The organism is Haloarcula sp. CBA1131 (assembly GCF_008728975.1).
Taxonomy (GTDB): Archaea; Halobacteriota; Halobacteria; order Halobacteriales; family Haloarculaceae; genus Haloarcula; species Haloarcula hispanica.
This window is the reverse complement of sequence record NZ_RPCY01000004.1, coordinates 544738-566561: the sequence shown is the minus strand read 5'-3', so window position 1 is coordinate 566561 and position 21824 is coordinate 544738. Positions and strand designations below refer to the sequence as shown.

Annotated in this window: 18 protein-coding genes; 8 read left to right on the top strand and 10 right to left on the bottom strand. The window is 55.7% G+C overall.

Annotated features, from left to right (window positions below; all coding sequences use genetic code 11):
• Positions 1-55: 55 nt before the first annotated feature.
• Both Har1131_RS20330 and Har1131_RS20325 read right to left on the bottom strand, forming a co-directional pair.
• The gene (locus Har1131_RS20330) at positions 56-586 is read right to left on the bottom strand and encodes a GNAT family N-acetyltransferase (RefSeq protein ID WP_129754840.1); all 531 of its coding nucleotides are present in this window, start codon (positions 584-586) and stop codon (positions 56-58) included.
• 334 nt (positions 587-920) lie between these two features.
• Positions 921-1328, bottom strand: a complete 408-nt coding sequence (locus tag Har1131_RS20325) for a hypothetical protein (RefSeq protein ID WP_050036592.1) — start codon at positions 1326-1328, stop codon at positions 921-923.
• A gap of 371 nt (positions 1329-1699) precedes the next feature.
• On the opposite strand from Har1131_RS20325, the gene Har1131_RS20320 reads away from it, so the two are divergent.
• Entirely contained in the window at positions 1700-2194 is a 495-nt protein-coding gene (locus Har1131_RS20320) for a hypothetical protein (RefSeq protein WP_064287138.1), read from the top strand.
• 48 nt (positions 2195-2242) lie between these two features.
• On the opposite strand, the gene Har1131_RS20315 is transcribed toward Har1131_RS20320, so the two are convergent.
• Together Har1131_RS20315 and Har1131_RS20310 are read right to left on the bottom strand one after the other, a co-directional pair.
• Positions 2243-2974 (bottom strand): hypothetical protein, encoded by a 732-nt coding sequence (locus tag Har1131_RS20315; RefSeq protein ID WP_014030820.1) that lies wholly within the window; start codon positions 2972-2974, stop codon positions 2243-2245.
• A gap of 122 nt (positions 2975-3096) precedes the next feature.
• A complete protein-coding gene (locus Har1131_RS20310; RefSeq protein ID WP_191907524.1) occupies positions 3097-3855 on the bottom strand; it encodes a PQQ-binding-like beta-propeller repeat protein in 759 nt (252 codons plus the stop codon).
• 868 nt (positions 3856-4723) lie between these two features.
• Between Har1131_RS20310 and Har1131_RS20305 the strand changes: the two genes are divergently transcribed.
• On the top strand, positions 4724-5719 hold the full coding sequence (locus tag Har1131_RS20305) for an HNH endonuclease (RefSeq protein WP_151148355.1): 996 nt from the start codon (positions 4724-4726) through the stop codon (positions 5717-5719).
• A gap of 86 nt (positions 5720-5805) precedes the next feature.
• Here the strand turns inward: Har1131_RS20305 and xseB are convergent, their stop codons facing one another.
• The gene (xseB, locus tag Har1131_RS20300; RefSeq protein WP_014030824.1) at positions 5806-5982 is read right to left on the bottom strand and encodes an exodeoxyribonuclease VII small subunit; all 177 of its coding nucleotides are present in this window, start codon (positions 5980-5982) and stop codon (positions 5806-5808) included.
• A complete protein-coding gene (xseA, locus tag Har1131_RS20295; protein ID WP_014030825.1) occupies positions 5979-7190 on the bottom strand; it encodes an exodeoxyribonuclease VII large subunit in 1212 nt (403 codons plus the stop codon). Before xseA ends, xseB begins: the two co-directional genes overlap by 4 nt.
• Positions 7191-7437: 247 nt before the next feature.
• Here xseA and Har1131_RS20290 point away from each other — a divergent pair, with 247 nt between their 5' ends.
• Both Har1131_RS20290 and Har1131_RS20285 read left to right on the top strand, forming a co-directional pair.
• Positions 7438-8307, top strand: a complete 870-nt coding sequence (locus tag Har1131_RS20290) for a ParA family protein (protein WP_014030826.1) — start codon at positions 7438-7440, stop codon at positions 8305-8307.
• 9 nt (positions 8308-8316) lie between these two features.
• Positions 8317-8709 carry a hypothetical protein gene (locus Har1131_RS20285; protein WP_225308210.1) on the top strand — a complete coding sequence of 131 codons (393 nt, stop codon included), beginning with the start codon at positions 8317-8319 and terminating at the stop codon, positions 8707-8709.
• Between the two features lie 89 nt (positions 8710-8798).
• Here the strand turns inward: Har1131_RS20285 and Har1131_RS20280 are convergent, their stop codons facing one another.
• From Har1131_RS20280 to Har1131_RS20265, 3 genes are all read right to left on the bottom strand, one after another.
• On the bottom strand, positions 8799-9434 hold the full coding sequence (locus Har1131_RS20280; protein WP_014030828.1) for a hypothetical protein: 636 nt from the start codon (positions 9432-9434) through the stop codon (positions 8799-8801).
• Between the two features lie 1288 nt (positions 9435-10722).
• A complete protein-coding gene (locus Har1131_RS20270) occupies positions 10723-12657 on the bottom strand; it encodes an ABC transporter ATP-binding protein (protein WP_151148353.1) in 1935 nt (644 codons plus the stop codon).
• 58 nt (positions 12658-12715) lie between these two features.
• Entirely contained in the window at positions 12716-14569 is a 1854-nt protein-coding gene (locus Har1131_RS20265; RefSeq protein WP_151148351.1) for an IucA/IucC family siderophore biosynthesis protein, read from the bottom strand.
• A 296-nt stretch (positions 14570-14865) separates the two neighbouring features.
• On the opposite strand from Har1131_RS20265, the gene glnA2 reads away from it, so the two are divergent.
• The 4 genes from glnA2 to Har1131_RS20245 all read left to right on the top strand — a co-directional run bounded on the left by glnA2 (position 14866) and on the right by Har1131_RS20245 (position 20811).
• Positions 14866-16215: a gamma-glutamylputrescine synthetase gene (gene glnA2 / locus Har1131_RS20260; protein ID WP_146418198.1), complete on the top strand. Its 1350-nt coding sequence runs from the start codon at positions 14866-14868 to the stop codon at positions 16213-16215.
• Positions 16216-16352: 137 nt separating this feature from the next.
• Complete coding sequence (locus Har1131_RS20255) at positions 16353-17744, top strand: diaminobutyrate--2-oxoglutarate transaminase family protein (RefSeq protein ID WP_014030833.1); 1392 nt, start codon at positions 16353-16355, stop codon at positions 17742-17744.
• 2 nt (positions 17745-17746) lie between these two features.
• The gene (locus tag Har1131_RS20250; protein ID WP_151148349.1) at positions 17747-19570 is read left to right on the top strand and encodes an IucA/IucC family siderophore biosynthesis protein; all 1824 of its coding nucleotides are present in this window, start codon (positions 17747-17749) and stop codon (positions 19568-19570) included.
• Positions 19571-19608: 38 nt separating this feature from the next.
• Entirely contained in the window at positions 19609-20811 is a 1203-nt protein-coding gene (locus tag Har1131_RS20245) for an ABC transporter substrate-binding protein (RefSeq protein ID WP_151148347.1), read from the top strand.
• Between the two features lie 84 nt (positions 20812-20895).
• Here the strand turns inward: Har1131_RS20245 and Har1131_RS20240 are convergent, their stop codons facing one another.
• Positions 20896-21585: an NAD(P)/FAD-dependent oxidoreductase gene (locus Har1131_RS20240; RefSeq protein ID WP_129754850.1), complete on the bottom strand. Its 690-nt coding sequence runs from the start codon at positions 21583-21585 to the stop codon at positions 20896-20898.
• Positions 21586-21824 lie beyond the last annotated feature (239 nt).

Genomic DNA, 21824 nt, shown 5'->3' with positions numbered 1-21824 from the left:
AGGTGCCCATTGCAGCCCACCATTTCCCTCCAAACGAACGGGCAAATATCAGTTCCTATCTCTCCTCACAGTCGTCGACGCTAGCCACCATGTGAGACTGCGTCCTTTCGAATCCGAGCTTTTCGTAGAAGGCGATGGCTCGCTCGTTGTCTACGTGCGGATCGAGACTGAACTCCTCACATCCGGCTTCGCGTGCCCAGTCTCTGAGACGGTCGAACAGGTCCTCAGCCAGTCCGGTTCCACGATACGGTTCGCCAACGTAGATGTCACAGATGAACAGTCGGTCGGGGCGGTCGAAGACACTCGGCGCTTCGTCGACTTCGGCCGCGATATACCCGGCAAGCTCACCGTCAGCATCGGCGAGTGGAGTCTCGTCGGTGAATCCATCGACGGCGATCCACGTTCGATACTCCTCCGAATCGAGTCGATCGACGCGGAACGGGAGTTCCTCCGCGACGAGGTCGACGTCGTCGGCGAGTGAGAACGTATCGACAGTCCCTTCGAGTTCGCGGTAGTACGGTAGCCAGAGTTCCTCGATAAAGCGCCGGACAGCAGGCTCGTTTGCTGAGAGTTCCACGATCTCCATACCTGTCCGGACCAGTCGCGCCACTTATTTGTTGTTACTCTCGGGGTGACGATGACTTTGAGAGCAAGAAAGCTGATTGACGGAGCGCATCCAACGCCAGAGCCAATAGAAGGGGCACCTGTCTCTGCACCTGCTGATGGATGTTCTGCTCATTTGCTGCGTGCTCTCTCCCCGAATCGGTGAGACAACAGTATGACTCGGTCGAGGACCACGAACGTCACCCCAGACTTGAACCGGTCCATCATTTAGGACTAACTGACAAATCCTTTGATTGCCTTGAAAAACAGTGTCTCGTTGACGCGTCCCTCTTCTATGGACGGTCAATATGGCCTTCTCACGGAGCCGATGTTCTGTACAAGTAGATGGCACAGAGGGCGAGGATGGCCTCAGCTACCTTCGCTGCGACGGCCAGCGGATTCAGGTTCCCCTGCATATAGAACGCGTCAAAGCTGAACCCCTGGAACACAAACAGTGCGAGAATGGTGACAATGGCGTATCCCGCAGCGACAAGGTACAGCTCGGGTCGCCAGTACCGGCTACTGTACAGGAGGACCCCGCCAAGAAATCCAAGCCCATTCAGAATAAACAGCGCCCCCAATGTCTGACTGAATCCCATGACCTGTGGACCGAGCAGTAAGTGGATGCCAGCAGTGGTAAGCGTAGCTACGATTGCGAGGTACCCTACTGGATGCGATGGGAGTGTAAAAAACGAGTCTTGTCGCTGTGTCGATTGAGCAACCATACTGAGTAATTGTCACTGAAGTGTATTAAATCCATGTGAGTTTTTCGACATTACGGGAGCAGGCAGAACGGATATGATCGGCTGCGTTCCTGGTTCAGCACTGGGTGTAGGAAGTTATCTGTCCGTTCGACTGTCCCATCGAATGCGGAGACAGGCCAGTACATCAGCACAATCAACTACCAGTACTGTGTCCGACGACCGTATCTTCCCCAGCGGTAATACGTCCCGTTTTCTGCATGAGTCTTCTGGCCCCTCATCAGCAATCTCAACCTGAATCACTGATTCGATCTCGATTTATCAACTCTGGCCGTGACACTCGGATGAGACAATCGGAATGATATTCTGTTTCCTGTTGGAACACGATCCTACGGATGGTCTCCCGTCGAACAATCGCGCTCCTCCTCGGATCGGCGCTTGTGATTGGTTATGTCCAGTATGATACCGTCTCTGGACCCTTCAAACCTACACTGACTGTGGAAAACAACGACACGACAGCGTATCAACTGTCAGCGTACACTGTCGAAAGCAGAGAGCAGGCGATGTACCTGAATTTCGAGGTCACGACCAGAGATGGCGAACACAGGCTCAAGACGCTCTCGCAGTTGATCTGGCCGGATGGGGATCGAAACGTCACACTCGCTGACGATGGGGTCCCCACGCAACAGATCACCGTCGCTCCCGGCGAGACGGTGACGACCACGATTGATGGGTGGACGCGTGGGGACGTGACAGTGTACCTCGGCGAGAAAGTCGCCGATAACGGGACGCACGTCTACACTAGAATACGGACGTGTCCCAGAACTGGTCAGGAACACAGTTTGACCTTCGAGGAAGCTGGAACCAGTGGTAGCGCAACCTGTGCCTGAGTGATGCGCTAGTGACGATCCACAACAGCGAGACCGCTCACAAACGTATTACCGCCTCTCGCCCGGGCGTGCATCCCTCGATTCGATCTGGTTGGCCGGGATCGCCGCTGTCCCACGAGAGCCGGTCGAAAAGACGGTTCCGATCGCCACAGAGTGGATCGGTGCCACTACCGCAGTACTCAGAAACCCGCCGGCGACCGGCACGGTCGCGAGACCCCAGTAGGCGAGACCAATGACGATGATGAGGCCGCCGATGGTCATGCCCTGACCTTGTGATCGATGATAGCTCTGCCTGAGTGCCGTCACAAAGCCACGTCCGGTGACTAGCAACGCCGGAAGCAGGAACAGACGGGTCAGAACGAACAGAGCAACCGCCAACAGCAGCAGTCCGAACAGGAAACCAGTGATATCCACCGAGAAACCGCCCAACAGCTGCGGGATGGAGACGACCGCAGCCAGCGCGATAAGATACCTGCTCAACGCACGGGGACCTGAGTGGGTATCGAGGACTCGTGTAATCGTCACCCAACCGGCGATCCCGACTGCGAGTGGAACGAGGGCTTCGAGCCCCACAGCCCAGAGGAGATACCGTGTTTCGAGGTCGACCAACGCACCAACGTGTCGGGCCGTTCGTGCAGTCCCTTGCGGGAACACTGCGTAGTTGACACTGACCGATTGACTGAGCGCGTCGGTTGGTGCCATTGGAATTGAATCGTGCTGGCGAAGCCAGTCGACGAGTGCAACCAGCACACCAACGACGGCGAATGGGACAGCGAGCACAGGGTCGCGACGAATGCGCCCGAGCGCGGACTTGAGAACGCCCAGAGTAGACAGTCGAGGCGTCGGGGATGGGTGTCCAGGTGAAGACACCCTTTCGCTTCCAGCCCCCTCTTTTCGGGGCACTATGCTTCCTCCAGTGCGAGAACTCGGCCACGGTTCGCCAGATACAGCATACCATCCCCGACCATCGGTGGCGAGAGGGGTACTTCCGAAGGATGGTACTCGAACTGTTTCTCACCCGTGGCGACGTCGAACGCCTCCAGTGCCCAGAGTGAGTCCACAGCGTAGACGCGACCGTCAGCGACAACCGGCGTCGTTTTTCCGTCGAACGGAGCTGTCCACCGTGTCTCGCCGGTTGCCAGCGAAAGCGCATGCAGTTCCTCCCGCTCATCGGCAACGAATATCGTCCCGTTGGCTACCGCTGGCGTGCTGTCGGTCACATTCCCGTCAAGGTTGCGTTCCCACAGGAGTGCGCCGTCGGACCTGGTACGCAACTGAACCGACTCACGCGTCGGAATGACGACGCCCTCGTCTGTCGCCACTGGCGGCAGAACTGTCATCCCTTCGAGTTCACGGTGCCAGTGTTGCTCACCAGTATCAGCACGATACGCAGTGGCCTGTTGTGGCCACGCGGTGACAAACACGAGGCCGTCGTCCACCGCGGGTCTGTTGTACGTCCCACTGACTGCCTCGTCTTTGTGATGGGTTTGTTGCCACAGGATCTCCCCACTGTTCGGGTTCAGTGCTACGATTGAGTTCGTCCCAGGTAGTGCCGTGTATATCGTCCCGTTCGCAGTGACCGGCGTTGTTGACTCGGCCGGCCCGAAGAAACCGGGCGTCGGTGATCGCGGTCCTATCCATCGCTCGCCGCCGACGCTCATATCTATGAAGGGAAGTTCCCGTCCGCCATTGGCGTTAAGCCCGTAAACCCCATCTGACCCGGTTATACCGAGTGTCTTCGTCTGATAGATCGAGGCTGGGGCAATCGCTGGAGTTGAGTGATACGGCCCCTGGAAGCTGAACCGCCGCTTCCCAGTCTCGGTATCGAGCGCAAGCAGTCCGTTGCCACCGACGTATAGCGTCTTCCCACGGCGGATCGGTTGGGTACTCCCCCGAAACCAATCCGGGGCCTGGTGTGTCCACGCAACCGCTACATCGTCTTTTGGACCTGATACTTCGGGATTGTGCCCGGTTCCGGGAGGATCGTACCGGCCCATCGGCCAGTCGGAGGGTGACTGACTACCAATACGTTTCTGCGTATCGAGAGACGTGAAGTCAGCTGAACCGGTAATTCCCAAGGCGGCTAATCCCAGAAATCGACGTCGTGAGGAGGGCATCTACTCGCTGGTTTATCACAAGCAAAATTATCGCTGTCGGTCTTTTCGCCGGGTTCACAAGCGGCTGAGTTTCGATGAGAAGCGCTCTTTTCGTAACCCAAATCTGTTCGAATACCAGGCGTCGATCCAAACGGTGACTGACCAACCCAGGTAGTTTCCACAGTACTCTGGATACAGGGTTTTGTTCTGGATGTGAACCCGGTGTAGGGCAGTTTACCCACAGCAGTCCCATGATTGTCTGGGTGTACTGCAACCGCTTTCGAGCCTATAGCTGAGTCTACCCTCCAGTACAGTTATCAAAAATACTACGCTGAAGACTCGGAATGCACTCAATTTCGGTCCAGCTATTGACTAGTGACCCGACCGCGTAGTCCCAAAGACCATGTACTGACCTCCAAAATACCAGCCAGAGATGCCACCTGACCGGCTCCGGAGTATCGTCCCGATGTTCGGCGGCGCAACGAACTACGTCAAGACACTCAATGCAATCCTCGAGTACGTCGACGACCAACAGCCCACTCCCGATGAACTCATCGGCTGGCACCGGGGACACTTCGAACGAGTTTCGAGCCGGGACTCGATACAGCGCCGGATCGACTATCTCGAAGATGTCGGCTTTATCGAACGCGACGGCCACCACTGGCGACTCGGCCCGGAGGGTCCCACCTACATCGCTGAGCAAACGACCGAAACGCTCCTTGAAATCATGTGTCGCCGGAACGTCGGCCTCCGGAGCCTGCTGTACTCACTTGTGCCCGCTCCGATGACAATCGAAGAAATCGGGCACCAGCAACTCAAGACGCATACAAGCTTGGGCTGGGATCCGGCCAACACGGACATGGCCAAACAGCGGGCAAACTGGCTCCGAAGCCTCGGACTCGTCCACAAGGACGGCCAGCAGTATGCCCTCACAGATGAGGGCCGCCAGTTCGTTGAGACCGCCGTCGAGCAGTGGGCTGGGTCTACCCCACAGGCCGATGCACCTACCACAGATACTCCGACGGTAACGACCTACGAAACGACGGTTCAGGCCCGTGCAGTTGATCCGGAGTTCCGGGAGACAGTCCTCGTCCAGTATGATAAGACCTGCCCGATATCCGGCGTTGACCACCGCGGGCTGTTGGATGTCGCTCATGTCCTGCCCTGGAGCGACTACCCACAGCACCGGGCGGATCCCACCAATGTCCTCCCACTCAGCAAGATTCACCACGCAGCTTTCGACCGCGAACTATTCACTATCGACCGCAACTCTCGGCTGCACGTCAATCCCGACTTCGAGACCGACAGCGACCTGCTGAAACAGACAATCGTCGACCGAGCTGGTGAGTCAGTCCCCCAGCTGGACGGCAACGTCGCACCAACGTATCTCCGGCAGCACAATGACTCTCTCGATTGGGTGACGAATTAATCGGAGCGAAGACTGTGCCTGACGTGTACTTCTCGAACGCTTTCGCGGGGGAGGATACCACAGCACAAAACGGATTCAACCGGGCTTCAGCGGTCGATAACCTCGCCGTCCCCAACAGCTAGTTCGGATTCGAGTTCGGCGATCAGTTTCGTTCCCTCGGCATGGAGTTCGTTCGCCCGTTCCAGCGAGACGTCTCCGTTTTCGAGCTGGTCGATAATCTGTTCGAGCCGGTCGGTCTTGTCGGCGATTGTCTCGTCTTTCATAGTGGAAGCAGGATGTACAGGAGCAGAGCCACAACAAGCAGGCCCAGAGCGAGCAGGACGAGCAGCAGCCGTCGACGCTGGCGGCGATAGGCTGTGGCCTCCTGTTTCCGTTTCCGCTCCTGATCGTACTGGGTGCGTGCTTGCTCTAGCCGGTTCTCAAGATCGGTCAGTGCATCGCGAACGTGCGTGTCGTATGCGCGGTCGAGTTCGCCTTCGAACGAGGACAGGTCCGATTCGGCGGTCCGTCTGTAGGCGTGGGTGAGTCGGTCATCCATCGTCTCCAGCGTCGTCTCGACGGTCGCTGTGTAGGCCGTGTTGAGACGCTCTTCGAGTGTGTCCAGCTCCGCGTCAAGGGTTGTCCGCTCCGGAACGATGTTGCCTACCTCGGTCGGCGTCATCACCCGTCTGTCGGCCACTTCGTCGGCCAGTGTTCGGTCGTTCTCGTGGCCGACCCCAACTACGATTGGCGTCTCGGTTTTGTGGATAACACGGCAGAGCGGCGTTTCGTTGAACACCCGGAGGTGCTTGTCGGACCCACCACCGCGAGTAAGCACGATAACGTCGATCAGCGGGTCGTCATCGAGTTCACTGATCGCACCCATGATCGACATCATCGCATCGTCGCCCTGAACGCTCGTGTTCTGGATGACGATATCCACGTCGGGATACCGCTCGTGGACGCTGGTGATCGCATCCATCCGGGCATCGCTTGTCGCACTGGTGGCGATCCCGATCCGTTCTGGAAAGTCCGGCAGGGCTTGCTTGTGCTCCGGATCGAGCAATCCATCCGAGTCCAGCAGTTCCCTGTTTTGCTCGTAGATCTGCTGGTACGTGCCCTCACCGACCGCCACGATGTCTTCGACGATGACGGAGACGTTGCCCCCGTCTTCGTAGTACGACAGCGAGCCTTTGACAGCTACCTGCATCCCATCCTCGATTGTGGTGTCGATTGTCGATCGTTTGTACCCAAAGAGCACGCAGTGGATCGTCGAACCCTCGTGGACCAGATCGAGGTGGACGTGGTCGCTTGAGGACACACCATAGTCGGAGACATCACCGACGACGTAATCGAAGGCGAGCTGGTCTGCGCTCTCGACGACTGTGCCGATATCCTCGTTCAGCGTATCGACGTAGGTGATTCGCTCCGTTTGGAGTGCTTCCTGCAGTGTCTCCAGCGACGTGTGCGTCGGCTCCGGCTCCGAACCCATTCGACTCCTCTGTAGTGCGGTTGTGTACTTAAGCCATGGTACTATCTTGTGACAGCGATCCGGACGACCAGACGCGGCCAGCCAGCGGTGTGCCCTGACCGCATTTTGTCGATTTGTGTTGCCTCTTGAACTAGATGATTGAACCAATTGATTGAACCAGTTGATTGAATCGGTTAGTTGAACAAGTTGCTTGAATCAGGAAAATCAATCAATAGGTTATTTCAACTGAAGGCTATAACAACCAGCTATGCTCTCATACAGCACTTACAGCGAGGCCGGCGGCGTCGGCAAGACGACGACCGCCGCGAACCTCGCCGTCGCACACGCCCGCGCCGGTCTCAAACCACTGGTCGTCCCACTAGATCCGCAAGAAGGCAATCTCTCGCGGCTATTTGGCGTCGACAAGGACCGCTCGAAGAACATCGATCATCTCGCCCGGCATATGATCAACCGGCCCAAAGGTGACTTTGAGGATCTCATCGTCACCGCTGAACACGGCGTCGATGTCATCCCTGAACACAACCAACTCGCCGATCTCGGGGACTGGCTCCGCCGCGAACAGGACCAGGCCGCCGCTGTCGGGGATGCGTTCAATATTCACGCCGCGTTACTCAGCACGCTCGCCGATGCTGGCGTTCGTGACGAGTACGATGTGCTGATTTGTGACCCGCCGGCAACGGAAGGCCCACACCTACACAACGCTATCAACGCCACACGGTCGTTGGTTATCCCAGTCGAACCGAGCGCGAAGGGTCAAGCCGCTGTTGAGGGGTTGGAACAGCTCGTTTCCGGGCTTGAAGACACGCTTGAAATCGATGTAGGCGTCCTTGTGGCCGTCCCGGTCGGCGTGAAAGGGACGAACGACCAGAAGCGCGTCCTTAGCGAGATCCCGTACTCGACACCAGAAATCTTCGGCGACCGTACCTCGCTAATGGAAGGGTCGTGGGCACAGCAGTGCTCGGCGTTCACGTATGTCCGAGACCATCGCGACCGTCGACGTGACTACGAGGTCGAAACGCTAGCACAGTACGACCGATTGGCTCGCTACCTCGAAGCGCAAGCCGAGATCGAAGCCCCGAACCCACCGGAACCCGGCGCTATCGAGGAGGTGGCGTAAATGGCGGGCATGAAAGAAGGCCCCGGAGAGGACCCGTTCGCCGAGGAGACGACCGACGAGCAAGACGACCCAGCGCCGGACCCAACACCTGAAACGACAGCCGAATCTCCGTCCGAATCCGAAAGCGATAGCACCGACAACATGAGTACAGACGAAATCCCGTACGTCATTCGCCGACAGACGGTCAAAGAAGACCGCGATAACGAACACGTCGCGTTCCTCCGTGACGAATACGCCGAATTAGAGGACCAAGTGAGGGGCGACGTGGCCGATGAACTCGGTATGCGCTCAAAAGATGTCTCGGTGACGGATCTGCGCGAGGCGTTCGTCGAACTGGCGGCAGAGAATCCCGACACTGTGGCTTCAATACTGGAGAGTTGGGGCTACGAGCATCTCAAGTGACCAAGACCAGACACTATCGAATACGCTGCTCGCACAAAGCAATGGGTCGCAGATCGAGTGGATGACCCACCGGTCGCGATTCATTGCGGCTACCGCATATACTGCTTGCCGTTCCTCTCCCTCATGTATGCCCACAGGAGTCCTATCAGGACGACAATAACGGCGATAACTCCAAGTTTAACGAATTGTATTGGGGCAAGCAAAGGGAAGTCAAATTCGGGACCGAGGAGGTGGAACGCGATTCCGGGGACAGTAATAAGTGCCTCAGTTCGAGTTCCGGTCCAACCTTGTGACGGCATGAACGCAACTCCGGCGAGGAGAGCCCCATAGATGATGAACGGCAGTTGGTAGACCAAATATACGAAGAAGAATCCGCCACCCGACATCGTAAAGAGCCGATAGTACTGCCCCTCATAGGCAATCACATACTGACCCTTTCCGGGGTTGATCGTATCACTGTAGAAGAAACGGTCCGGAAAGTCTTCATGCCCATAAATCGTGTAATGGCCGTCGGGGGATTCGATGGCTCGTCGAACAGGGTCTTGCGCGGAGTTTGAGAGATTATCATACTGGAGTACCGGACTGTTTTCATTGATGTCGGATTCCTCGATAGGCTCAGTAGTGAAGTCTGCCTCCTGGCTCCAGTCCAACATAGTAATTGGAGCACCGATGAGTGAAGCTGCAACTATGAGGGCAAAGATTGAATGGACCAATCGATAATTCATGAGTAGGGTATCTGGAGAAGGAAATAAATGTCTTGTCTGTATGACTAATACAGCGACTCGTGCAGGTCGAATTGACCGGTGCATACGCACACTCGCCAATTGTGACAGTCGATAATACGTTGACGCTGCTGAAGAAGAATGGAATCGGAAAGTGAGGTACTCCGTTCGGGTTAGCGCGGCGTCTGAGTGGCTACACTATAGTACCATTGGAAATCAATGCACACCTGATCGCACGGCGGCAGTGCGATCAGTGTGTACATCGTTTCAATCGTTACTATAGCTGGTGCCTCAGAACCACTCTGAATTCGTTGCCTGTACACAAGACCGACCGTTTGGAGAGCAATTTGAATCCGTCTCCATTCGTTGATTCGGCTGAAACCACGGATCACAGTCCTGTTAAACCCACTGTAGTCTCAACTTCCAACGCAACAATCCATATAGCGATGTGTGCTTTAAAGCGATATTTACCAAACCACCGTAGAGACATAAGTCCAGTACAAGCCACCCGCATCGACGGCTATCTGTTCCCCTCGGAACGCTCGAAAAACGGCCACGTCGACGGAGCCACAATCGCAGGCTAGTTCCACGACCTTGCCGAGAAGGCCGAGTTCCAGAAGAGATCGACGGCGTCGCACGGAAGTCGCACATGGGCCGGCGGTTCTGGTACGATGCGTATTCGCGAACCACGCAGGATCTACTGGAACACGTCCAAGATATCGCTGGCGAGCAGGGTAGTGCAAGTGCCAAAGTCGTGTCTGATGACTATCTGACCGATGAACGGAAGCGCGAACTCCGCGTGTGGGAACTTCCGGTATTCGACCTAGGGGTATTGGTCGGGCAGGCGGTTACCTACCTAGCGGTTGGATTATTTGTCTTCCGGGTTGGGACAGCTAAAGCACCCAAACGGGGTGTTCTCGGGCACTAGTAATGGATGGGAAGCAGTGGCCGATGTGTAATAAACCCAAACGCCACACCAGTGCTATGTGATAACATAAAATATTTCCCACATATTTAGACTGAATTTACAAGTATAAACACCACCATCATGATATAACAAGCGTACACTTGTAAGATGTGGTGATTTAATCGGTTCTATGGTTCTTTCTAGCGGTTTCTCCAACAGACACTGTCGCTAAAAACGCCCCTGTGAGCCGACAGTTCCACCAAAGCTTATTGCAACGACCGCGGGATATTCGATTTCTTCCCATCGCCAAGCAGAATCTCGGACCCGGATCACCAGAGTAATTACCTGACCCTTGACTAAACACGACGTTTTGGGTAGGGTAGGTTACCTAGTTACGACAGAGTCGGTCGCAACATGACGCTCTAAACGCTCGGGGAGTTCGTCCATCTCTCCAGTCTGAATTCTCCACAGCATCGCGTACAACCCGTCTTCCTCCAGCAAATACTTGTGAGTGCCGCGCTCGACTATCTGTCCGTCTTCAATGACCAGTATCCGATCTGCATCACAGACCGTTGAGAGACGATGCGCGATTGCTATCGTGGAGCGTTCCTCCGCAAGTTCAGTCAGACTCCGATTGATCAGCAGTTCCGTTTCCGTGTCAACACTTGCCGTCGCCTCGTCAAGAACGACGACATCCGGATCCTGAAGGAATACTCTGGCAAGCGCGATTCGCTGGCGTTGTCCCCCAGAGAGCTTCACACCGCGCTCCCCGACTTCTGTCCCGTACCCGTCTCGGAGATTCTCGACGAACTCGTGTGCCTGTGCCGCTCGTGCCGCCTGTCGGACGGCTTCGTCACTCGCCTGTGACTGCCCGTATCGAATGTTTTCCGCTACCGTGCCATCGAATAGGAATGGCTCTTGGTTGACGTATCCGATGGACTCGCGCAAGCTCCCTAGCGTCACCTCCCGAATATCGTGCCCGTCCGCTCGTATCTCTCCGCTCGTCACATCGTATAATCGTAAGAGGAGCTTTGCTATCGTCGACTTTCCTGCACCAGTCGGGCCGACGAGTGCAACGGTTTCGCCCGGATTCAGCGTGAACGAGATGTCAGCAAGTACAGGTTCGTCAGCGCTCGACTCAGGATTATTTGTCCCGTAAGCGAATGACACTGTATCGAACTCGACGTGACCATCGATGCTGTCGAGCACCGCTGCGTCGGGATTTTCGGTTACGTACGTGGGTGCTCGTAGGAGTCCACAGATCCGCTTTCCAGAGGCTTTCGCGTTCTCGTACCGGTCGACGACGTCGGAAAGCTTCGCGAGTGGGTCGGTGAGCCGTTGGGTGAGTAACATAAATACGACGAATGTACCGACAGTGAGATCACCCGTTAACGGACCTGGTGGCCCGGTGAACACCCAAGTTCCTCCGACGACGAACGTTGCGAAGAGTATCAATCCGGTTAAAAACCGCATGCCAGGCCGGTAAACAACACTCAATCTGATTGCACTGATCGCATCGTCGTACAGATCTTTCGCCGCGTTATCGATGCGGTTAGCCTCGTATCCCTTTGCTGGCGCTGTTTTGACGAGCAGGCTGCCGCTGATCGCGTTCTGCAAACGAGTGTTTAGATGCCCGACTGACGACCGCCAGCCGGCGTATCGTGGCTCGACCGCCTGGGTGAACCACCATGTGAAACCTATGAAAAGCGGGAGTGCGAGCAGTGTAATCACTGCGAGCTGGTAGTTGAGATGAAGAAGAATTCCCGTAACTCCGACCACCATGACACCGATCCGTACCATGTCTTGAAGTCCGTTGTCGAAGAACCGTTCCAAATTGGTCGTGTCGTTGTTCAGGATGGACATGACCTCCCCAGTGTCTACCTCCTCCTGAAACACCGTGTCTAACTCTTGGAACTTCCTGTAGCTGTCCGCTCGAATATCGTACATAACACCGTGGGCGAAATCATTCATCATATAGTCTCGGAGCCATGCCGTCAAAGCGACCAGTACGAGTGACCCGCCAACAAGCAAGGCTGAGAGCCAAAACTGACTCGTTGCGTCCGATGGCAACCAGGCACTGGGGACGAGAGGAAGTGTATACGCTCCCTCATTGTTAAAGACGGCGTCGATGGTTGTTCCCAGAACTATCGGCGTGACGAGCCCTGCTCCGCGTGAGACGACACTGGCGAACAATCCGAGTGCTAACCGTCGCTGCTTCGTCCGTCCATATCGAACGAACAGACTACGGAGAGGCTGTTGGATGTCCCGTCCGAGTTCGTCGATAGTGGACCCGTCCCCGCCTGTGTTCTCCTCTGTCATGTGTTCAAAACGCTGCTGCTATTGAACTCTTGATTCTCGCAAGTCTGGTCAATGCGTATCATGTGAACTCAGCGAGTGGGTTGGGAATGGTACCGTGATGGCGCACTTTCGGGCGCGTATTGGTGTTCGTGTAGCCGTGATCCAGCAACCGATTCCGGTTGAGACAGTAGTTCCGGAACCGAGGTCTAAAAAGGTCGATTGCTTCGTACCGATCCTCGTATCTCGGGAACTTTTTGTGGTAGTTTTCGATGGTGTTCCGAACGTGCTGCCAGAACGCTGCTTCAGTGAGTCCGTGGGTTCGCTCCAGCGCGTCAGAGACAAACCGGAACACACCGTCGAACAGCGTTCCCACGATTCGATGACAGAGGAGAATCGGTGGTTTCCGCTTCACGATACTGTGCGTGTATCGGTCATCGTCGCGGAGTTCTTCGGGGAGCTTCTCGATCAGTTCAGGGAAGTTCCGGTCTATGACCGCAACCTCGTCAACGAAGTCCGTGATCGCAATCCGGGTGGGAACGTCGTCCTCCAGTATCAGGACGACATTCGTACCGTGCGGCATAAATACAAGACCATAGCGATAGAGACAGTGTAGAATTGGATTCAGCAGAGTCTCCAGAAACTCGGTGAGCCACGTCTCCGGTGTCATCCCCGATCGATCGACGAGTTTTGCCACGACCGGCGTCCCATCGAAGTCATCCTCGTACACTGCAGCCAGAGCTATCGGGGACTCGCTGGAGTCTACTGAAGGCGTGACGCTCTCTCGCCAGACACACCCGAGTAGCTCGTGAAGTTGGTACGGAGCGTCCTCGAGTTGGCTGAACTTGGGGTGTTCGTAGTTCACACCTGCGATTTCTCCGGGAAGGACGAGGTTACAATTGGTTCGAAGATACGGATCGTCGTCTAGGATTGACTGTACGAACTCGGTCACACGAGGGGCGGCTTCAGCTTGCTCACCGAGTATCCCACGGTACACGTTGGTGTTCAGCACGCGTATGGGGAGCTTCACATGCTTCTTCTCGGGATCTGTGACATTTGAGAACGTACGAATGGACTGCTGGGGAAGGTACGTATCGGGACCTTCACCGAGAGGGACGAGCAAGTCGTCCGCGAGGTCGCCAGCGAACAGTTGGATAACGCTGTCCGTCCACTGCCAGTCGTGAACAGGAAAGAGAACGTAGTCGTCCGGATCGAGCCCGTCACTCGAAAGCCGTGACCTGAACGCCTGATACTGGTCCCCCAACTCGTTCTCAAGGAGTTCTCTCTGTGAGATCCCAACAACCGACGTGAACGTGGCCCGATTCTCATGTGCCGCGACCCAGGAGAGTGTCCGCTTACGTTTCGTCTCGGGGGCGTACTTATGGTAGTCGTCGTAATCGAACCCGACCCTGCCTTTGTTATACGTGTACTTGGGATGTCCTTCCAGTTCTCCTTCGACCATTGCGTAGGGGAGGTCAAGAATCGACTCACGCTCACGGTTATCTTTCGACGCGCGAACGTGTGTGTCGGCGACGAGTGTGTTGTAGTACTCTCTGAGGAGGCGTGCGAGGGTTGTCTGGCTGGTTCCCAAATACGCCTGGGCGTCGACCAGGAACTGAATCGGGTCGTCTGCCGGCTCCGGCTCAGTCCCTGCAATACCGTCACGTCGAATGATCGAGTCACAACGGACTCGATAGGTTCCGAGCGCGCGCTGATGCGCGTCGAACTGGTACTCGACACCATCTGTCAACCGTACCACGTATCGAGTCCACTCCTCGACGGGCTCGTCGGATTCTGCGGGGACGGTCCGTGTCTCCGTCGGAGCTAAAAGGCCCTCGCGGGTGAACTCCGCAAATATCTTCCGTAACATAGCCTCGTTCGCCCGCTTCCAGTGGTCGCTTCCGAATGTGGAGCGTACCGTGTCTGAGTACTCCATTATCTGTACTCCCCGTCTGTGTTTGCAATCCGTCTGTCGCTCTTGCAGTGACTGAGTACGAACATCGTAATCGCCTAGTTTTAGGCTAGCCTAAATTATATATAAACCTTGTCCTGCAAGAACGGTGTGTTGTATGGACGGCTAGTAGCCATTGAAAATCAATGCACACCTGATCCACGAGGGCAGTGCGATCAGTGTGTGAATCGTTTCAATTGTTACTATAGCATCGTGCATTTCACACTACAGCGCCTACTTTTTTAGGCTAGCCTAATAATATCTCCCATCGAGGAGTGCTGATGACAAAAGAACCAGCTATCCAGTCCCGATGTGCAGAGGAAGATATCGACCTTGTTCGGTTGCTCTTCGTCACACAGAGCGGCGCAGTTCGCGCGCAAACTGTTGACACGGCCAAACTGGACGAAGCAATCGAAAACGGAACGACCGTCTCACAGTTGATTCAAATGTACAACGCGGTCGGGCGGAGAAACAAGGACGGTCATCTCACGACTGTCGGGGAAGTTCGGCTCCGTCCGGACCCAGACACGTTTCGAGCCCTTCCCTACGCGGAGCGAACAGGAGTCATGTTTTGCAACATACAAACGCTCGACGGGAATCCCTGGACGATTGACGCTCGTTCGTCCCTCCGTTCGTTCTCGCGCACCCTCGAGAGTAAAGGCTTGTCGCCACGAGTCTCCTTCGAGAGCGAGTTCCATCTGTTTGAGCGGAACCCAGAAGGCGGCGACCAGACTATCGGTTCGCCCGGCGCATATCTTACAGAAAGCACGCGCGAAACACACGGGACGATCCTCCGAGCTATCGATGCTCTCGAGGAACAAGACGTCGTTGTGGAAAAGTACCATCCAGAGTACGCCCCCGGAAAGCACGAAATCGTGACAGGTCACCAGTTTGGACTCCGTGCGGCCGATGAGCACGTCCTCGTTCGTGAGACGGTCGACAGCGTCGCCCGATCTGATGGATACCGGGCCACGTTCTTACCTAGGCCGTTTGATAACGCGACGAATGGCTGCCACCTTCATGTTTCACTCTGGGACGGGGAGACGAACCAGTTCTACGACTCTGGGGATGGGAGCCTGAGCCGGATAGGCAAGCAATTCATTGCCGGTGTGCTAGAGCACGCACCAGCACTTACAGCCCTTGCAGCCCCCACTGCCAACTCGTACGCCCGACTACGACCGCAGAACGGTGCAGCAGGGTACGTCTGCTGGGGACAGGAGAACCGAGAGGCTTTGGTTCGCGTCCCGGCGCTTAACGCGGGCGATCAGAGTGGGAACTCGTTACGACTGGAATTCCGTGGTGCGGACAATGCGGTGAACCCCTATCTCTGCTTGCTGGGACTTCTCGGGGCTGGATACGACGGTGTTGATCGGGGTCTGGAGGTTCCCGAACCACTCTCCGTTGATCCAGGGAATCTCACTGCGGAGGAGCGGTCTAAAAAGTGTGTCGAGCGATTGCCCCGGACGCTTGGCCAGGCGCTTGACGAACTTGAGTCCGACGACGTGTTGCGGGACGTGCTCGGTGACGCGTTGTTCGAAACATATGTACAGGTAAAACGCAGTCACTGGCGTCAGTTCGCGTACGACAGCGCACAATCGTGGGAGATGGAGCACCTACGAAGCGTGTATTAGGCTCTTACCGCTTAACACAGACCCTTGCCACCTCATTCACTGTAACGATGTAGAATAAAATTCCGGCTGTCAGATTTCACCGCCATTTTTCAATCACCCGACAGGCTTTTGTGTTTTTAGGCTAGCCTAAAAAACGCATGTATCGAGAATCCAGCCGTTCAGGGAGAATCCCGCACCGAAGATACGAGCAATCTAATACCCAACTACGGCAGAGCCAAGAGAATAGAGAGTCCAGCGCGCGGACGTATCCACGAACACTTCCCTTCGCAGTCGCACGAGCCAAAGGTGCGATACTTGTCGACGCCGACGGAAACGAGTACATCGATTGCTTGGCTGGAGCCGGGACGCTAGCCCTCGGACACAACCATCCAGACGTGGTTTCGGAGGTGGAGCGAGTGCTAGCCGAGGACCGGCCCCTCCACACATTAGATATCACGACCCCTGAGAAGGAAGCGTTCGTGGACGCGCTATTCGAGAGCTTCCCGGACGAGTTCTCGGACACGGCAAAAGTACAGTTCTGCTCCCCGGCAGGAACTGACGCCGTCGAGGCCGCACTGAAATTGGCGAAAACTGCGACCGGCAACCGAAGCGTCCTCGGCTTTCAGGGCGGGTATCACGGGATGACTAATGGTTCTCTCAGCCTTATGGGAGACACCGATGCGAAAGAGGCAGTTCCGGGGCTTATGCCAGGCGTCCACCACCTACCATACCCGGACCCATACCGTCATCCGTTCGGGCTGAAGGCAGGTGAACACGAATCTATCAGCCGATTTGTAGAGCGAGTGATCGCTGACTCCGAGAGCGGCGTCACCGACCCTGCGGCGGCGATCGTCGAACCCGTTCAGGGAGAGGGCGGCGTCAATCCGGCACCCGACAAGTGGTTGCGGAAGCTCCGCCGAATGACGCGTGAAAACGACGTTCCGCTGATCGTTGACGAGATCCAGACCGGTCTGGGCCGCACTGGTGAGACATGGGCGTTCGAACACGCAGGAATCACTCCGGACATCGTTACCTGCTCGAAAGCGGTCGGCGGCGGTCTCCCACTGGCGCTTGTTGTCTACGATGAGAATTTCGACGTGTGGGAACCTGGCGCTCATGCCGGAACGTTCCGCGGGCACCAGCTTGCAATGGCCGCCGGCCGAGTAACAATACGGCACGTATTAGAAAACGACCTTGACGAGCACGCAGCGAAGATGGGCGAGCAGCTTCGAGAGGAACTCGACTCGCTAAACGCCCGCTTCGATGCGATCGGTGACGTACGTGGCTGTGGGTTGATGCTCGGTGTAGAGTTTGTCGACCAGACGGTGGACACTGACGATGGAGAGGTTCCCCCGCCAAACAGCGAACTTGCGTCGACGGTGAAGGCGGAGTGTTTTGATCGCGGACTCGTCATCGAAACCGGTGGCCGTGACTCAGCTGTCGCACGGTTCCTGCCGCCACTCACTATCGACCAGAACCAAGTGAACGAGATTGCCGTTCGTTTCACCGAAGCCGTCGAAGCGGCGATAGACGAAACAGCCGGGATATAATTATGAGCGACAGGAAGAGGTCACAGGGGCTCGGAGCAAACTGCAAAACGCCAGCAGAGCACGCTGAATCAGCTACCCTGCATGCACTACTGAACTGTTATCACCGGGAGACCGGTAATGGACGGATCATTTCCGGTGCGGAGGCTCCCGTGTCGGTTCACAGTACTGAATCCATCCTTTACGTACCATTCACACAACAGGAGGTTGCGGTGTATGCAGCGCTTCGATACGACTCTGAAACCGGTCGACACATATTTGACCTTCCGATACACGTCCGTCAAAAGGGCCAGACTTCTACAGTAGACGCTGGAACGCTGGCTGCGTTTATCCGCCGCGAGATTATGTTGTCAACGGGAGCAGATACAACCGAGGCGACCGATTTACTGCGACGTATCCTTGTCTCACAGCGCGAAATAGAGCGATTCATTCGTGAACGCAGTGACAACGCTGCTCACTTGGAGAAACTCCCCACTTTCATTCGAGCAGAACAGTCGCTCTGTTACGGTCACCTCCTCCATCCGACTCCAAAGAGCCGTGAGGGAATCGCGGAGCACGAGGTTGCCGAGTATGCACCAGAACTCCGTGGTTCGTTTCAGCTCGACTACTTTGCCGCTGATGCCGAGATCGTTTCACAATGGTCGGCACACGACGAGAGTGCAACCCAGTGGATCTCGTCGGGACTCCGCGAAGCGAACAGTATGATCCCGCAGCGAGCAGAGTCTGCTCTCAACGATGGAAAGTTACTTATTCCCGTCCATCCGTGGCAGGCTGACGCCCTACGCTCACGACAATACGTGGCGGATGTAATAGACACGGGACACCTGATCGATCTTGGCGAATTCGGTCCCACATTCTATCCTACCTCTTCTGTTCGGACGCTATGGAGCCCCGAAACTCCCTATATGGTCAAATCCTCGGTAGCCATAGAGATAACGAACGCCGAGAGAACAATACCGCGGTCGAAACTTCGGTTAGCAGTCGCCGCTGCCGAGCTTCTCACTACAGAGTACGCCGATCGGCTCAGTGATGCTCATCCGCAGTTCTCGATATTGGCAGACGCTGCTGCTGCAACAATCGATGTCGGCTCCGGAAGCGAATCGGGGTTCGAGATGATTCTTCGAGAAAACCCATTCAGAGGCATTTCTACGGAGAATACTGCTACCGTCGTTGCGCTCTGTCAGGATCGACCGTCTGAGCCACCGTGGGTCTCACAGATCATCCAGCGAATAGCACAGCGGGAGGGTCGTCCGGCGTCAAAAGTAGCCCGTGAGTGGTTCCGTCAGTATCTGAGAACCGTAATTCACCCTGTTGTGTGGTCGTACTTCAAGCTTGGTGTCGGACTGGAAGCTCATCAGCAAAACACTGTAGTTCGACTGGATGAGGACGGCTGGCCAAAGGAAGGGTTCTATCGAGACAACGGTGGATACTGCTTCCCGAGATCACGGTACGATCTGGTCGATAGCTGGATTCCCGGCCTGGAAAATCGGGTAGAAACCGTTTGCTCCGACGAAATTATTGACCGTTGCCTGAGATACTATCTATTCATCAACAATGCATTCGGTGTGATTAACGCACTGGGTGTCGGCCGGGCTGCTGATGAAACTACGCTATTAAAGGTTCTCCGCGAAGAGATAGCGTCTCTTGTGGAGATCGAGCCCGCAACCTCCGACCTTCTCTCAGTACTACTCGACAGCGATCAAATACCATGCAAGGGGAACCTGTTTACGAGGTTCGAGGGATATGACGAACTGGATTCGACTTTAGATGACGAGTCGGTCTACGTCGAAATAGCGAATCCACTCACAACGCTTTTTAGGCCGTCCTAAAACGCCAACGTTAAGTGAGATTAGGCTGGCCTAAAAGTATGGGCGGCAATAACGGTTCCCAGGAAACACCAACGCGGCGAGATGTCCTCAAGTACGGCGGAGTTGCTACAGGCAGCGGATTGCTGGCGGGCTGTGCCGGTGTATTTGGATCTGACTCTCAATCCACTCCGGCCAATAATACAACGGAGAAATCAACTGAGACCGCTACTGAATCTACTAACTATTCGGTAACGATGGAACCGATAGGTGAGGTAGAGTTCGACTCAACTCCTGATCAATGGATTGCCTACGACGGTAGCTACGCTGATATGGGGGTCGCACTGGGCCAAGCCGATGGCATGACCGGTATCGGAGGTGCTGACCGATACTACACACATCTGTACAACGAAATACCAGGTGTGGAGATCGATACCGAACCTATCGAGAGTTATCCAGAGGTCCGGACAAAGGAAGAATTCTACGAACTTGACAACGATGTCCACCTATACGATCCGCAAATGCTCATTAATTGGTTCGACTGGGATGAGTCGGACATCGAGGAAATCACCACGAACGTTGCCCCGTTCGTGGGGAACTTGATCTTCCGAAGATCGGACGACTGGCACGACTACCGGTACTACACGTTGTACGAGGCCTTCGAAAAGGTCGCACAGGTGTTCCAAGAACAAGAGCGCTATGCGGCGTTCAAAGAACTCCACGACGAGTTCATTGCGGACATACAGAGCCAACTCCCGACAGCCGATGAGCGACCGAATGTCTTCCTTACGTACGGTGTCACGCAGGAACCAGATGAGTTCACACCGTACCGGCTCAACGACCAGGGAACGAGTAAGAAGCAGTGGCGTGACCTCGGCGTGAGCGACGCACTTGGCGGGACGGACATCGAGAATCAGAGCACTACGGGGAACATGGACCTCGACTACGAAGGGCTACTCGATTTGGACCCGGACGTGATTCTGTTCCGGAATTTCGCCGAGATGTCGGTCGAGGAGTTCCGAAATACCATCCTCGCATATATGGAAGATCATCCGGTCGGTAGCCAACTGACGGCCGTCAAGAACGGTCGCGTCTATCGTGGCGGATACCTCCATCAGGGACCGATCCACAACCTGTTTTTGACCGAACAGGCCGCAAAACAGATTTACCCCGACGTATTCGGGGACGTGACGGACGACACGGAACTGTTTGACCGGCAGCGCGTCGCGGACATCGTCAACGGGGATTTCTATAGTAACAATTGAAACGGTTCACACACTGATCGCACTGCCGTCGTGCGATCAGGTGCGCATTGATTTTCAATGGCTACTATAGAGTCCGGTCTCAAACTACTGTCGCTCGTCGTCCAGTCCAGACGACCGTTCCGTTTTGATCTCCTCGGCCCGTTCAAGTACCGCATCGTCGTCGATGTGCTCTACGAGATGGCGGTGACCATCCCGACGTCGTTTGCGCTGTTCGGATGGTGAGATCGCTTGCTCCACCTTCCGCTCGACGTACTGTGACTGTAGCTCATCGAAACGTGCCTCGGAGAGGTCGGCGTCTCCAACCCGTTCCGGGAACTCCTTCCGGACGTGTGCTTCCCAATCACCGTCGATGACAGACCCTTCAACGAACACCCAGTCAGTGTAGTGAGTTGCGAGATCCTCGGGCAAGCCCTCATCACGCCGCACGTCATGGATCAGTCCGAGCGCAGTCTCGCCCGCTTGTCCTGCGGCGACCACAGCTTGGTCCTCAGCCGTCCCAAGTCGACCAGCAAAATAGAGTCCATCTACCGATGTTCGACCGTAGCGTTTGTGCTCTTCCCAATTGATATCGACTCCCCCGTCGTCCCCCAGAAATTCTCCCTCGTCAAGTGTTTCGAGCCACTCTCGCCCGTACTTTGCTGCCGCGACGAGCGATTCAGTTGCATACTCGTCACCCGTTTCAGTCTCAATACGAAAGCCGTCTTCTGTCTGGGTTGCTTCTACAGCCTTCTCACGCGTGATTTCACAACCGACTCGCTCGGCTTGTGCGTGCAAAAGTTTCTGGAATGTTGGCGTATCGATTCCGCCAGGGAAGCCAGGAAAGTTCTCCAGATGTGCGATCCGGCCCAGTGATGACCGACCACGATCTAGGATTAGTGTGGAGAGTCCGTATCGACTCGTAAAAACACCAACTGTAATCCCTCCGACTCCTCCGCCAACAATAACAACGTCGTATTCTCCAGCCACGACCTTTCGAGACTTCTTCGACATGAGTGGATTAGGCTGGCCTAAAA